This is a genomic window from Sulfitobacter sp. 1A12157, from assembly GCF_043557345.1.
Lineage (GTDB): Bacteria > Pseudomonadota > Alphaproteobacteria > Rhodobacterales > Rhodobacteraceae > Sulfitobacter.
The window spans coordinates 283921-298009 of the sequence record NZ_JBIFFV010000003.1; the positions used below are offsets into that span (position 1 = coordinate 283921).

At 63.0% G+C, this 14089-nt stretch carries 13 protein-coding genes; 6 read left to right on the forward strand and 7 right to left on the reverse strand.

Going from position 1 to position 14089, the window contains the following annotated elements; translation table 11 throughout:
• The first annotated feature begins 83 nt into the window (after positions 1-83).
• Positions 84-569: a transglycosylase SLT domain-containing protein gene (locus ACGYLC_RS08020; RefSeq protein ID WP_394400849.1), complete on the forward strand. Its 486-nt coding sequence runs from the start codon at positions 84-86 to the stop codon at positions 567-569.
• A 71-nt stretch (positions 570-640) separates the two neighbouring features.
• Complete coding sequence (locus ACGYLC_RS08025) at positions 641-2599, forward strand: bifunctional 2',3'-cyclic-nucleotide 2'-phosphodiesterase/3'-nucleotidase (protein WP_394422479.1); 1959 nt, start codon at positions 641-643, stop codon at positions 2597-2599.
• 319 nt (positions 2600-2918) lie between these two features.
• Here the strand turns inward: ACGYLC_RS08025 and tig are convergent, their stop codons facing one another.
• From tig to ACGYLC_RS08040, 3 genes are all read right to left on the reverse strand, one after another.
• Positions 2919-4250 (reverse strand): trigger factor, encoded by a 1332-nt coding sequence (tig, locus tag ACGYLC_RS08030; protein ID WP_394422481.1) that lies wholly within the window; start codon positions 4248-4250, stop codon positions 2919-2921.
• A 154-nt stretch (positions 4251-4404) separates the two neighbouring features.
• The gene (locus ACGYLC_RS08035) at positions 4405-5322 is read right to left on the reverse strand and encodes a calcium/sodium antiporter (protein ID WP_394422482.1); all 918 of its coding nucleotides are present in this window, start codon (positions 5320-5322) and stop codon (positions 4405-4407) included.
• Between the two features lie 127 nt (positions 5323-5449).
• Positions 5450-5734, reverse strand: a complete 285-nt coding sequence (locus ACGYLC_RS08040; RefSeq protein ID WP_067261835.1) for a DUF2312 domain-containing protein — start codon at positions 5732-5734, stop codon at positions 5450-5452.
• A 108-nt stretch (positions 5735-5842) separates the two neighbouring features.
• Here ACGYLC_RS08040 and ACGYLC_RS08045 point away from each other — a divergent pair, with 108 nt between their 5' ends.
• Both ACGYLC_RS08045 and ACGYLC_RS08050 read left to right on the forward strand, forming a co-directional pair.
• Positions 5843-6082 (forward strand): hypothetical protein, encoded by a 240-nt coding sequence (locus ACGYLC_RS08045; protein WP_168612596.1) that lies wholly within the window; start codon positions 5843-5845, stop codon positions 6080-6082.
• A gap of 67 nt (positions 6083-6149) precedes the next feature.
• Positions 6150-6572 carry a TIGR01244 family sulfur transferase gene (locus tag ACGYLC_RS08050; protein ID WP_394400837.1) on the forward strand — a complete coding sequence of 141 codons (423 nt, stop codon included), beginning with the start codon at positions 6150-6152 and terminating at the stop codon, positions 6570-6572.
• A 32-nt stretch (positions 6573-6604) separates the two neighbouring features.
• Here the strand turns inward: ACGYLC_RS08050 and ACGYLC_RS08055 are convergent, their stop codons facing one another.
• The 4 genes from ACGYLC_RS08055 to ACGYLC_RS08070 all read right to left on the reverse strand — a co-directional run bounded on the left by ACGYLC_RS08055 (position 6605) and on the right by ACGYLC_RS08070 (position 11378).
• Positions 6605-9304 (reverse strand): ATP-binding protein, encoded by a 2700-nt coding sequence (locus ACGYLC_RS08055; RefSeq protein ID WP_394422483.1) that lies wholly within the window; start codon positions 9302-9304, stop codon positions 6605-6607.
• Positions 9304-9594, reverse strand: a complete 291-nt coding sequence (locus tag ACGYLC_RS08060) for a hypothetical protein (RefSeq protein WP_394422484.1) — start codon at positions 9592-9594, stop codon at positions 9304-9306. Before ACGYLC_RS08060 ends, ACGYLC_RS08055 begins: the two co-directional genes overlap by 1 nt.
• 6 nt (positions 9595-9600) lie before the next feature.
• A complete protein-coding gene (locus tag ACGYLC_RS08065) occupies positions 9601-9969 on the reverse strand; it encodes a response regulator transcription factor (protein ID WP_067261826.1) in 369 nt (122 codons plus the stop codon).
• 116 nt (positions 9970-10085) lie between these two features.
• Positions 10086-11378, reverse strand: a complete 1293-nt coding sequence (locus tag ACGYLC_RS08070; protein WP_394422485.1) for a helix-turn-helix domain-containing protein — start codon at positions 11376-11378, stop codon at positions 10086-10088.
• Positions 11379-11612: 234 nt separating this feature from the next.
• Here ACGYLC_RS08070 and ACGYLC_RS08075 point away from each other — a divergent pair, with 234 nt between their 5' ends.
• A complete protein-coding gene (locus tag ACGYLC_RS08075; RefSeq protein WP_093925940.1) occupies positions 11613-12959 on the forward strand; it encodes a substrate-binding protein in 1347 nt (448 codons plus the stop codon).
• A 101-nt stretch (positions 12960-13060) separates the two neighbouring features.
• Positions 13061-14089 carry a branched-chain amino acid ABC transporter permease gene (locus ACGYLC_RS08080; RefSeq protein ID WP_394374192.1) on the forward strand — a complete coding sequence of 343 codons (1029 nt, stop codon included), beginning with the start codon at positions 13061-13063 and terminating at the stop codon, positions 14087-14089.

Below are 14089 nucleotides of genomic sequence, written 5' to 3' on the forward strand. Positions count from 1 at the left end.
CCGCGTATCCTGCGCCTGCACCCTTGCCCGATTGCCCCCATGGGGTGATCTTCGCGCCGGATATAACAAGCCTCCGGTGCATCATGCCTCAGACCACACGCCGCATGTTCCTTTCGTTCATCGCCGCCAGCACGATCACCGCGTGCAGTGCCGCGCCCGATGTCTCTCCCGCGCCGCCGCAGCGCCCCGCCCTGCCGCTGCACCCGAATGAAACGCCCGAACTGCGGCGCAAGATCAACCACTGGGCCGACTTCTATGAGCTGCCGCGCCCCTTGGTTCACCGTCTGGCCATCCGCGAAAGCACCCACAATCCCCGCGCCCGAAACGGCCCCTATTATGGGCTGCTGCAAATCCTGCCCGCCACCGCGCGGTCGATGGGATTTCAGGGCCAGCCTTCCGATCTTTTGGATGCCGATACCAATCTGAAATACGCGCTAAAATACCTGCGCGGCGCCTGGCTCCTGTCGGACGGTGACCATGGCACCGCCATCAAATGGTACGCCCGCGGTTACTATTACGAGGCCAAGCGCCGCGGCATGCTTGTGGAAACCGGCCTACGGGACGGGTGATTAATTTTCGGGCTTGCGCGGCCTCTCGCTTCGCCTCAGGTAGGTGTTGACCACGACAGAAGGAACGCCGCATGACCCTCCGCCTCAACCGCCGTCACTTCCTCGCCGGCACTGCCGGATTGCTGGCCCTGCACCCCTTCTCTCTCCGCGCCGCGGCCAATCAAGCCCATCTGCGGTTGATGGAGACGACGGACCTGCATGTGCATGTCTTTCCTTACGACTATTACGCCGACAAGGATGTCGACACCGTGGGCCTTGCCCGCACCGCGAGCATCGTCAAGTCGATCCGCGCCGAGGCGACCAATACGCTGATGCTCGACAATGGCGACTTTTTGCAGGGCAATCCGATGGGCGATTACATCGCCTATGAGCGCGGCATGAAAGAGGGCGATATGCATCCGGTGATCCAAGCGATGAACACGCTTGGCTATGACGCCTCGACCCTGGGCAATCACGAGTTCAATTACGGGCTCGACTTTCTGATGAAATCCCTCGCCGGGGCCGAATTCCCCGTGGTCAGCGCCAATGTCGTCAAAAAGATCGGCGCCAAGCCAAGCGACGACCAGACGCTGGTCAAACCCTATGTCTTGCTGGACCGTATGCTGACCGATGGCGCGGGCGAGACGCATCCCATCAAGATCGGCATCATCGGCTTTGTCCCGCCCCAGATCATGAGTTGGGACCGCCGCCACCTCGAAGGCAAGGTGCAGGCCCGCGATATCCTTGAGGCTGCCCGCGCATGGGTGCCGCAGATGAAAGAGGCAGGCGCGGACATCATCATTGCCCTGTCCCACTCGGGCATCGGTGCGGCCAAGGAAGAGGATATGATGGAAAACGCCTCTGTCCCCCTCGCCGCTGTGGAAGGGATCGACGCCATCATGACCGGGCACAGCCACCTCGTCTTCCCCTCGGGCAGCTATGCGGACTATCCGGGCGTGGACGTTAGCGAGGGCACGATCCACGGCAAGCCCGCCACCATGGGCGGATTCTGGGGCAGCCACCTCGGCCTGATCGACCTGATGCTTGAACGTGACGGCAGCGGCTGGCGCATCGCCAGCCACAGCGCCGAGGCCCGCGCCATTTCGCAGCGCAACGAAGACCGCTCAGTGATGCCGCTGGTGGAAAGCGATGCCGAGGTGCTCGCCTCCGTCCAGCAGGACCATGACGAGACGCTGGCCTATGTCCGCCGCGCCGTGGGCAAGACAGATGCCAATCTGCACAGCTATTTCGCACTGGTGGCGGATGATCCTTCGGTGCAGGTCGTCTCAAACGCGCAGCGCTGGTATATCGAACAGATGCTCAAGGGCACCGCGCATGAGGGGCTGCCGATCCTCTCTGCCGCCGCCCCCTTCAAGGCCGGTGGCCGTGGCGGGTCGGAGTATTATACTGATGTGCCCAAAGGCGATGTGGCGATCAAGAATGTTGCCGACCTCTACCTCTACCCCAACACCGCCCGCGCGGTGCGCGTGACCGGGGCGCAGGTGAAGGATTGGCTCGAACGCTCTGCTGGCATGTTCAACCAGATCACCCCCGGCAAGGCCAACCAACCACTGCTGAACCCGGAGTTCCCCAGCTATAATTTCGACGTGATCGACGGGGTGAGCTATCAGATCGACCTTAGCCAGCCTTCCAAATTCGGCCCCAAGGGCACCGTGGCAAACCCTGAGGCGAGCCGGATCGTGAACCTTGAGTTCGAAGGCAAACCCGTTGATCCGAAGGCCGAATTCATCATCGCCACCAACAACTACCGCGCCAGCGGCGGCGGTGCCTTCCCCGGTGCCATGGGCGATACCATCGTGTTCGAGGGGCCAGACACCAACCGCGATGTCATCGTGCGCTATATCGTCGAGAAAGGCACCATCAGCCCCCGCGCAGATGGCAACTGGCGTTTCTCGCCGTTGGAGGGGACGAGCGTATTGTTCGAAACAGGGCCGAAGGCGGCGGAATACGTCGATGAGGTGACCGGCGTAGAGATGGAACAGGTAGGCGACACGGAAGACGGTTTCGCGCAGTTCCGGATTACTTTGTGACATCCCCGATACGTATCAGCATCTGACACTGCCACAAAGGGCAGCGCCCTCCCTCGGGGGGCGTTGCCGCGTTTGAGTTCGACGGATCGGCGCCGCCTCCACCAATGCCGCACTCAACCGAGACCTCGCAAAATCGCCCTCCGGGGGGGGAGGGAGGGCGATGCCCGGGGTGCCCCCGGGCGGGCCGTCGGCAGTAGGTTCGGTAATCCTTCAAGCCCATCCAGCGTGGCAGGCAAAGGTCACGCTTATCGTGCGGTCCAAAGGAAACAGGGGCGACGGTTGCCCGTCGCCCCTGCCCCAAATTCCGATCTGGTAAGACTTACTCGTCTTCCAGCTCTTCAACAGCTTTCTGAAGCTCTTCTTTCGAGATTTCTTTCTCGGTCACCTTGGCCTGTTCGACCACGTGATCGACAACCTTGTCCTCGAAGATCGGCGCGCGCATCTGCTGCTGCATCTGCTGGTTCTGCTGCACGAATTCAAAGAACTGGCGCTCCTGACCCGGGTACTGACGCGCCTGGTTCATGATCGCTTGGGTCATCTCGGCGTCGGTCACCTGAACGTCGGCTTTCTGGCCCAGCTCGGCCAGCAGCAGGCCCAGACGGACGCGGCGCTCGGCCAATGTCTTGTGCTCGTCTGTGGGCTCGATCTCGGGGTGGTCATGGCCCTGAACGTCGGGGTTTTCCTCGTGCCACAGCTGATGCGCGATCTGCTTGGCTTCGGCGTCGACCAGCGACGGCGGCAGGTCGAAGCTGACCTCTTTGTCGAGCGCGTCCAGCAGGTTACGCTTCATCACGGCACGCGATGCACCGGCATATTCCGCTTCCAGACGCTCAGCGATCTGACCTTTCAGCGCTTCGAGATCCTCGGCACCAAATTTCTTGGCCATCTCGTCGTTCACTTCAGCGGCGACGGGCTCTTTCACTTCTTTCACGGTGCAAGCGAAGGTCGCTTCCTTACCGGCCAGATGCGCGGCCTGATACTCTTCGGGGAAGTTGACGACGACAGATTTCTCTTCGCCCGCTTTCACGCCAACCAGCTGCTCTTCGAAACCGGGGATGAAGGAGTTGGAGCCCAGCACCAGCGGGTAATCTTCCGCCGCACCGCCTTCGAATTCTTCGCCGTCGACGGAGCCTTTGAAGTCGATCACAACCTGATCGCCATCTTCCGCCTTGGCACCCTCTTCGCGGGCTTTGAAGTCCTGCGCGGTCTCGGCAAGGCTCGCCAGCGCTTCTTCGACAGCCGCATCGTCAGCTTTGACCACCATCTTTTCCAGTTCGATCTTGCTCAGATCAACTTCGGGAATCTCAGGCAGCTTTTCGTAGGACATAGAGACTTCGACATCATCGCCTTCTTTCCAGTCCTCATTGGTCATCTTGACCTCGGGCTGCATCGCGGGGCGGTCACCGGTCTTCTCGAAATGCTCGTTCATGGCGCCGTCGATGCTTTCCTGCATCGCTTCACCCATGATCCGCTGGCCAAACTGCTTTTTCAGCAGCGCCATCGGCACCTTGCCCTTGCGGAAGCCCTTCATCTCGACTTCGGGCTGCGCTTCGGCCAGCTTCTCGTTGACCTTGGCTTCAAGCTCATCGGCGGTGACGGTGATGTTGTAACCGCGTTTCAGACCTTCGTTCAGCGTCTCGTTGACCTGCATGTGTGCTCCATAGGGTAAGGCCGCGCGGCGGGGGCGCGGGCGAAAATTTGTGTCCTTCTATGGGTGTTGAACCGCCTGCGCAAGGGGGTCCGCGGCCCATCGCGCCACATCCGCAGAATTCGCCCCCAGCCCCGCCGGACAACCCAGTGCCGGGCTAGACCAAAAGCACGGCGACATAGGCCACATAGGCCAGCGCAAAGAGCGCCCCCTGCCCGCGTGAAAGCCGCCCGCCAAAGGCGCAGGCGATCAGCGCCACGGTGGCGCCCAGCATCACCCAGATGTCGAGCGTGGCGATCTGCGCGCCCACCCCCACCGGCTGGATCAGCGCGGTGATGCCCAGCACGCCGAGGATGTTGAAAATGTTGGAGCCGACGACATTGCCCAATGCCACATCGCTCTGCCCGCGCCGTGCGGCGATGATGGACGTGACCAATTCCGGCATGGAGGTGCCCACGGCCACGATGGTCAACCCGATCACCGCCTCCGACAGCCCCACGGCCTGCGCAAGCGCCACGGCCCCGGTGACGAGAAAGCGCGCCGAAAGAATGGTCAGCAAAAGCCCCCCAAGCAGCCAGACGAGCGCCCGCCAAAACGGCGCTTGATCCGGCAGCGGCGCCATCGCCTCCGCCGCGCTTCGGTCGCTGCGAAAGGTGTAAATCAGATAGGCCGCCAGCCACATGAGGGCGACACCCCCCGCAAGCCGATCCACCTGCCCCAGCAGCACGGCGCCGAGGCACAGCAGGCTCGCCGCCAGCATGACCGTCCCGTCCCGCGCGAAACTACGCCCAGAGATGGCCACCGGGGCGATCACCGCCGCAAGGCCGAGAATCAGCAGGATATTCGCGATGTTCGATCCCACGACATTGCCAAGCGCGATGTCCGGCGCACCCAGCAAAGCCGCCTGAACCGAGGTCACCAATTCAGGTGCCGAGGTGCCAAAGCCCACGACCGTCAGCCCGATCACCAAGGGCGACAAGCCCACCCTCTGCGCCAGCGCCACCGCGCCGCGCACCAGATACTCACCACCGAGCACGAGCCCCAGCAGACCACCAAGGACAAATAGAATGTTCACGGGAAAAATCTCACCGGCCTCAGACCATCGGGCGCCGCGGAGACCGCGCAGACGCCCGATGCAGATGGGGATGGGCCGCAGGCGTTCAAGGCCGCGCGGAAAATTCAGGTCCGCTGCGGCAGGGCGCTCACATGCCCAAGGCTTCCTTGTACATCTCCATCACCGCTTCTTCTTCGGCGATGTCGTCCTTGTCGCGCTTGCGCAAGGCGATCACCTTGCGCAGCACCTTGGTGTCGTAGCCGCGCGATTTCGCTTCGGCCATCACCTCTTTTTGCTGTTCGGCAAGGTCTTTCTTCTCGGCGTCCAAACGCTCGATCCGCTCGACGAACTGGCGCAGCTCATTGGCGGTGACCCGGTAGGTCGCGTCGCCCTGGGATTCGACGACATCGGGATTGGTGCTGGTATCGCTCATGGGAAGTCCTCACGGAATGGCTGGCTCTGGCGGGTTTGACTACAGGCTGCACGCCTAGCCCGCAAGCGGGACTTGCCCCCCTTGGCGGTTTGGCGTAGCTCTGGCCCCATGGAAAGCGCAAACACATCTATTTTCGATCTCATGGTCTGGGGCGGTGCGGGTCTGTCCCTCTTGGGATTGCTCGGTCTGGGCTGGTGCATCATCAAGGTGAGCCGTGCAAAACGCGCGCAGCTCGACGATGAGGAGATGCGCGTGGTGCTGCGCAAGGTCGTGCCGCTGAACATGGGCGCGCTGTTTCTCTCTGTCATCGGCCTGATGCTGGTGATCCTCGGGATTTCGCTGGGCTGATCGGCAGGTTTGAACGGCCCGCTTCGGCGGTGCTGGACAGGGCCGCTGCATCTGCTTAAATCGGCCCATGGATATTCGCCAAATCACCCCCCGCTATTTCGTCGCCCCGCAGATCGAGCCCGGTGACATGGAAAGCCTGCGCGCCCAAGGCATCACCCGCATCCTGTGCAACCGCCCCGACGCGGAAGTGCCGCCCAGCCATCAGGCCGCCGCCATGCGCGACGCGGCCGAGGCCGCAGGGATTGCCTTTGCCGAACAGCCGCTGACCCATCAGACCATGACCCCCGATGTCATCGCCCAGAACCGCGCCCTTGGCGTGGAGACCGATGACACCGTGCTGGCCTATTGCGCCTCGGGCACCCGCTCCACCATCGCTTGGGCCTTGGGCCAAGCCGGTGCGATGGACAGCGACGCGATCATCGAAGCGGCGCGTCAGGGCGGGTATGACCTTGAAAACATGCGCCCCATGCTGGGGCAAAGCTATACCTGAGGTCTCTGCCGGTCCCATCGGGGGCCGGTATTTTACGCCGCTGCGGTCAAGGCACGGGCGGGCAGTTGCACCCGGAAGGCCGTGCCGGGCACATCGCGCAGGAAGCTGATCTCTCCGCCCAAGCGGCACATGATCTCACGGCAGATGGCAAGGCCAAGCCCCGCGCCATCGCCCTCCCCCGTGATGCGCGAGAACTTCTCGAAAATCAGCGCCTCTGACCCTGCGTCGATCCCATGGCCGTTGTCGACAAAATCAATCACCAGCCCCTGCGCCGTCACCCGCGGGGTGATCACCAATTGTGGGTGATCGGCGGCGCAGTATTTACGGGCGTTGGTGACGAGGTTGATAAAGACCTGCACCAGCCGGTCGAGATCGCTGGTCAGCACGATATCCTCGGCCTGCGGATCACGCAGCACTTTGAGCGGCCGCGTGGCCCCCGCCTGCGCCGTGGTCACCGCCAGATCCAGCAGATCACGCAGGTTGCCCTCGCGCTGGTTCAGCGTCACCTGCCCGTTCTCCAGCACCGAGAGGTCCAACAGGTCATCCAATAGCCGCGTCAGGCGGATCGTCTCGCTATGGATAATCGTGGCATAGCGGTTCTTGTCGGCGTCCGTGAGACCGGGCGCATCGCGCAGGATCTCGGAAAACGAGCGGATCGAGGTCATCGGCGTGCGCAATTCATGGCTGATCTGGCTGAGGAAACTGTCTTTTTGCAGCGACAGCTGCGTCAGCTTCTCATTCGCCGCGCGCAGCTGCGCCGCCGTCTCGGTCAACTCGCGGGACTTGGCCTCCAACTGGCTGGAATACTCCAGCATCTGCGCGGATTCGTCGGCCACGGCCAAAAGGTCTTGGACCGAGACCGAGGCTCCGCCGACGATCTGCGCCACCATTGCATGGGCCGTGGCCGCCCCGACAGAGGCCGCCAACTCCCGCTCCAGCGCCTGCACGAATCGCGGCGTGGGCTCCGGCAGACGCTGCCCCTGCCCTTGCCGCTCGGCCTCACGGGTGAAAAAAGCCTGCGCCTCCGTTGCGCCCAAGATACGCTGCGCCATGATCATCAGGTCTTCGCTGCCCGCGACCGAGGCCGTCCACCCCCGCGCCGGGCCGGAATGGTCAAAGACATTGACGAATTGCGCGCCCTGAAGCCGCTCCAACGGTGTGGGGAAGCTAAAGAGAGACACGACCACGAAAACCAGCGCGTTGAGCGCGAGGCTCCAGACCACCGCATGCACCGTCGGGTCGATCCCCGGCAGTCCGAAAAGCGCCTCGGGCCGCAGCCAAGCGAGGCCCCAAAGCCCCTGCTCCAAAGTCGCGGTCGACAGGGCCACATCCGGGCCGAAACTCGGCAGCAACATGGTAAAAACCCAAAGCACAAAGCCCGTGCCCAGCCCGCAAAGCGCGCCGGTCCGCGTGGCCCCGCGCCAGAGCACCCCGCCCAGCATCGCGGGCAGAAACTGCGCCACCCCACCGAAAGAGATCGTGCCGATCGCTGCCAGCGCCCCGCTGCCGCCCGAGGCGCGATAATAGAGATAACCCAAGCCCACCACGCAGAAGATCGACAGCCGCCGCGCAAGGATGACGATATTGCGCACATCCCCCGACTGCGTCGCACCATCGCGGCGCAGGGCCAACCAGATCGGCATGACAATATGGTTGCTGACCATGGTCGAGAGCGCCAGCGTGGCGACGATCACCATCGAGGTCGCCGAAGAGAAACCGCCCAAGAAAGACAGCATCGCCAGTCCGTTTTGCCCTTGGCTGAGCGGCAGGCTCAGCACGAAAAGATCGGGGTTCGCGCCTTCGGGCATCAGGTCCAGCCCCACCACCGCGATGGGCACGACGAAAAGGCTCATCAGCATGAGGTAAAGGGGGAAGGCCCAGCTTGCGATTTGCAACTGCCGCTCGTCGTCGTTCTCGACAACCATGACTTGGAACATGCGCGGCAGGCACAAAAGCGCGGCCCCCGAAAGCACGGTCAACGCGGCCCAACGGCTGCCCTGCACCTCCCATTGGCCGATGGCGGAGGCGTCTATCCGGGCCAAAGTCTCGCCCAAGCCGCCGGCCAGCCCCCAGATGACGTAGACCCCCACCGCCACCAGCGCCAAGAGCTTGACCACCGCCTCCACCGCGATGGCGATGACCACGCCGTGATGCCGTTCGTTTACGGTCAGGTTCCGAGTGCCGAAAAGCACGGTAAAGAGCGTCAGCCCCGCTGCGACCCAAAGCGCCGCCTGCCCCCGGTTGATCACATCGCCCCCTGCCTCGGCCAGCGGCACGTCGGCGGCCGCGAAGATCGACAGCGACAGGATAACCGATTGCAATTGCAGCGCGATATAGGGCGTCACACCGATCACGGCCATGACCGTCACGACGATCGCCAGCGTGTTGTACTTGCCGTAGCGCGATGAAATCAGGTCCGCAATCGAGGTGACGCGATGGCTTCGCCCGATCCGCACCAAACGCCGCAGCCCCCACCACCAGCCGATCATCACCAGCGAAGGGCCGAGGTAGATGGTCACATATTCCAGCCCCGAGCGCGCCGCATATCCCACCGCGCCGTAAAAGGTCCAAGCGGTGCAATAGATCGACAGCGACAGGGTATAAACCAGTGGCGAGCGCAGCAGCCAGCCGCCCTGCCCGCGCAGCGCCGCGCGTTCGGCGGCGAAGGCCACGATGAACAGCCCCGCCACATACATCAGGCAGACCGCCACCAACTGGTTGAGCGACACCATCAGCGCGGCCCGTCCGGCTGCGCTGCATCCTCACCCGAGACCACATCCCGCGTCCGCCGCCAAAGCGCCCATGTCCCCAAGATCAGCAGCGCCCAAACCCCAAAGAGATAGCGCAGCGCCACGCTCATCGGGATGGTCGGTGCCGTGGGGTCCGGGCTGTCCGCTGGCACGGGCCAGAGCAGCGGCACCATCCACAGCATCAACCCCAGAAACGGCAGCAGGCGCACCGCATCCATCATCCGCCGCTGACGGTAGCCGCGTTTTTCCAGAAAGATCGGCCTACGGGGCATGGCGGATCAACTGGCGATCAGGTCGCGCACCGCGTCGAGCATTTCGGCATTCGAAAACGGCTTGGTCATGAAGCGGCTGACGCCCGCCTTTTCGGCCATGGCACGGTCCCGGCTCTGGCCCCGCGCGGTCAGCATCAGCACCGGCAACGCGCCGGTTTCGGGGTCACCGCGCAGCTCGTCCAATATCTCGAAACCGCTTTTGCCCGGCAGCATCACGTCGAGCATCACCAGATCCGGCGATGCCTTACGGATCACCTCCACCGCCCCCGACCCATTGGCCAAGGTCTCCACACGCCAGCCCTCTTGGCTTAGCAAAAAGCGGATGGCCTCGGCGATATTCACCTCGTCCTCCACCAGAACTACGAGTTTGCTCATCGGCAAAAAGTCTCCCCCTCGGTGTGCGGCCGCCCCGTCTTGCTGCGGGGTCTCGCGCACCGGGGGGAGCATGCATCGGTTTGCCAGCCCTGTCAAAAACTGCCTTCCGCGCGGCCTTAGATCCCCTCGCGCAGGATCGAAGGCTCGCGCCGCGCGCGGCATCCTTCGACCGGGCAAATGCGACAGGTCGCCCCCACCGGCTGCGCAGGCGCCGCCCCCGAGGGCACCGGCAAGAGCAGCATGACCGACTGGCTCAGCGGCGGCGTGTTATAGGCGGCGGCGGCCTGCACCTCACAGGTGGCAATCGCCTCGAACTGCGCCTGCCCGCGCCCCATCTGCATGACGCGGGATTTCATCACCAACCCCGGCTGCCCCTGCACCGCAAAGAGCGGCCAAAGCGGGCAGCAGGCGCCAAAGCGCGGCACGGTGAAACCTTCGACCGACTTGGCGAATGTGACGCTGCCAGAGCGGTCACAAACCACCAGCCCCGCGCCGAGGTCGGGCAGTGAGGCCAAGCGCCGCAGCACCCGGCCCATCGGTTGATCGAGTGCCCGCGCCAGTTCGGCAGGGTCATGCCCCGCCTCCGCCGTCGCCCGCTCCAGCCTTGCCAAAGGCAGCGCCGCCGCGTCGCGGGCGATCTGTTGCAACACTCCCGTCGCGATATGCTGCGCGGCCTTGGTTTTAAGCGTTTCGGCCTGTTCGACCAGCGCCGCAATCGCCGCCTGCGGGGCGCGCGCCTCTTCCAAAGGGTCGAAACGGTAGTCATGCGCGGCGAGGAAACTCTCAACCTCGGCCTGTGGCGAATGAGCGACCTCTCGGGTCTCGGCGGCATTGTCGAAATAGGTCACCAGCGCTTGCGCGCTGTCGGACAGGCGGCGGCTGTCTTGGTGGATATTGGCGTGAAACCTGTCGCGCCACTCGGCCTGCAAACTGTCCGTTTCGGCCAGAATAGCGGCGGTAGAACGGATCGCCGCGGCGGTACTCAATAGTTCGTGCATGGAGGTGGCAAGTTGCGGATCATGGGCCAGACGGTCCGAGAGCGCCTCGACCGTCTGCTCCAGCGCCGCAATGCGCCGCTGGCTGTTGGCCAGCACCTTGGCCCAGCCCGGAAACCGCCCCGCGAATTCATCCGCCCGGTCGCCCTCGGGCCCGGTCAGCCCCGCATCCTCTGCCGCCTCGCGCAGTGTGGCGATCAGCGCGGCTTCGGCCCCTTCGGTCAGCGCCTGCGGCTCGACCCCAAGCGCATGGGCGATATTGAGCAAGAGCTTTCCGCCGATTCTGCGCCGATTGTGTTCGATGAGGTTAAGATAGCTGGCCGAGATGCCGCTTTGCTGCGCAAGCTCGGCCTGTTTCAGCCCCGCCATCACACGCCGCTCACGAATGCGGCTGCCGGTCAGACCCTCACGCATGGGACGTCCTGGCCCTATGTTTCGCCCGTTGTTTCAAGGCCTTTCTGCGCCGCAATATCATATTCTTTACAATCCTCCCGGCAGTATTGCGAATATATTTACAAAAAAATCGTTTCGATCAAGCGCCTTATTGATCGGTTTTCATTTTCCGCGCCATAGTTTCTTTGCACTATTGCGTGTTGTGGCATCGGGGGGAGGTTCCGCTGCCGCGACTTACAAAAAAGGGAGGACTTCATGTCGTTTACGAAACTGACACGCCGCGGACTTATCCAGACCGGCGCGGTTGCCGGTGCAGGGTTGGCGCTGCCGACCTATCTGCGCGCGGAAAATCACGCGGGCTTTACCAACGCCCCCACGGGCAGCACCGTGACGCTTGGCTTCAACGTGCCCCAGACCGGCCCCTATGCCGAAGAAGGTCTGGATGAGCTGCGCGCGCAGGAGCTTGCGGTCGAACACCTCAATGGCGGGGGCGACGGCGGCATGATGAACACCTTCAGCTCCAAGGCGCTGAAAGGGAACGGCATTCTGGGCAAGAAGGTCGAATATGTCACCGGCGACACCCAGACCAAATCCGACGCCGCCCGCGCCAGCGCCAAGTCGATGATCGAAAAAGACGGCGCGGTGATGATCAACGGCGGCTCGTCCTCGGGCGTGGCCGTGGCGGTGCAAGACCTTTGCCAATCGGCGGGCGTGATCTTCATGGCGGGTCTGACCCACGCCAATGACACCACCGGCAAGGACCGCAAGGCCAATGGCTTCCGGCATTTCTTCAACGCCTATATGTCCGCTGCCGCCCTCGCCCCGGTGCTGAAAAACGCCTATGGCTCTGAGCGTCGCGCCTATCACCTGACCGCGGATTACAACTGGGGCTGGACCCAGCAGGAATCCATCGCCGCCGCGACCGAGGCGATGGGCTGGGAGACCGTGGAGAACGTGCTGACGCCGCTCGCCTCGACCGATTTCTCCTCCTATATCGCGCCGGTGCTGAACTCGGGCGCCGACGTGCTGGTGCTGAACCACTACGGCGGAAACATGGTGAACTCGCTCACCAACGCGGTGCAGTTCGGCCTGCTCGACAAAGAGGTCAACGGCAAGAAGTTCGAGATCGTCGTGCCGCTCTACTCCGAACTGATGGCCGCCGGTGCCGGGGCCAACGTGCAGGGGGTTATCGGCTCGATGAACTGGAACTGGCAGCTGCAGGATGAGGGGTCGAAGGCCTTCACCAAATCCTTTGGTGAGAAATATGGCCGCCCGCCCTCGAACTCGGCGCATACCTGCTACGTGCAAACGCTGCTCTATGCCGATGCGGTGGAACGCGCAGGCTCGTTCAACCCCTGCGCCGTGGTCGAGGCGCTTGAGGGCTATGAGTTCGACGGTCTGGGCAACGGGCCGACGCTCTACCGTGCGGACGATCACCAGTGTTTCAAGGACGTGCTCGTGATGAAGGGGGCGGAGAACCCGACCAACGAATACGACACGCTGGAGATCGTCGAACAGACGCCCCGTGCACAGGTCGAATATGCCCCCGATCACCCGATGTTCGCGGGCGGTGATCTGGGCAAATGCAACCCCGGCGCGTGATCCGCTGACATCAGATGGCGCGCGGGCCTGATCCTGCGCGCCCTTTTTATCGCTGCAAGCGGCAAGGCCGCTTGTAAACGCTTCCCTTACAGGTGGGGACCATGGACGCAATCCTTCTGCAAATACTCAACGGCCTCGACAAAGGCTCGGCCTATGCGCTCATTGCGCTCGGGCTGACGCTGATTTTTGGCACCCTTGGCGTGGTCAATTTCGCCCATGGGGCGCTTTTCATGATCGGGGCCTTCTGTTCGGTCACGCTGCAACGCATTCTGACGCTGAGCGTCGAGACCATCGACGAGACCAAGAAGGATTTCCTCGGCAATCCGCTAAAGGTCAAAACCCCCTATGTCGAACAATGGTTCGGGCCGGAAACGGGACAGGCGATCATTGACTGGTCGGTGCCGCTGGCGATCCTCTTTGCGATCCCGGTGATGCTGCTGATTGGCTTCATCATGGAACGCGGACTGATCAAGCACTTCTATAAGCGTCCCCATGCGGACCAGATCCTCGTGACCTTCGGCCTTGCCATCGTCCTGCAGGAAGTCGTCAAATATTTCTACGGCGCAAACCCGATCCCCACCCCTGCGCCGCAGGCTTTCGTGGGCAGCTTCGATTTTGCCCCGCTTTTGGGGTTGGACACGTCTTTAGCCTACCCCTATTGGCGCTTGGTCTACTTTGGCTTTTCCACCCTCATCATCGCTGCGGTTTTTGCTTTCTTGCAATTCACTACCTTCGGCATGGTCGTCCGCGCCGGCATGGCGGATCGTGAGACCGTGGGCCTTCTGGGCATCGACATCGACCGCCGCTTTACCATCATGTTCGGCATTGCTGCCGCCGTGGCGGGGCTTGCGGGCGTGATGTATGCGCCGATCAACTCGCCGAATTATCACATGGGCATGGACTTTCTGGTGCTGAGCTTCGTCGTCGTCGTGGTCGGCGGCATGGGCTCGCTGCCCGGCGCAGTGCTGGCGGGGTTCCTTTTGGGCATCCTCGAAAGCCTCGCATCCATGAATGAAATCAAAAACATCATCTACGGTATCGACCAGATCATCATCTACGTCGTTGCCATCGTGATCCTGCTGGTCCGCCCGCGCGGTCTGATGGGGCGCCGCGGCGTGATGGAGGAATAA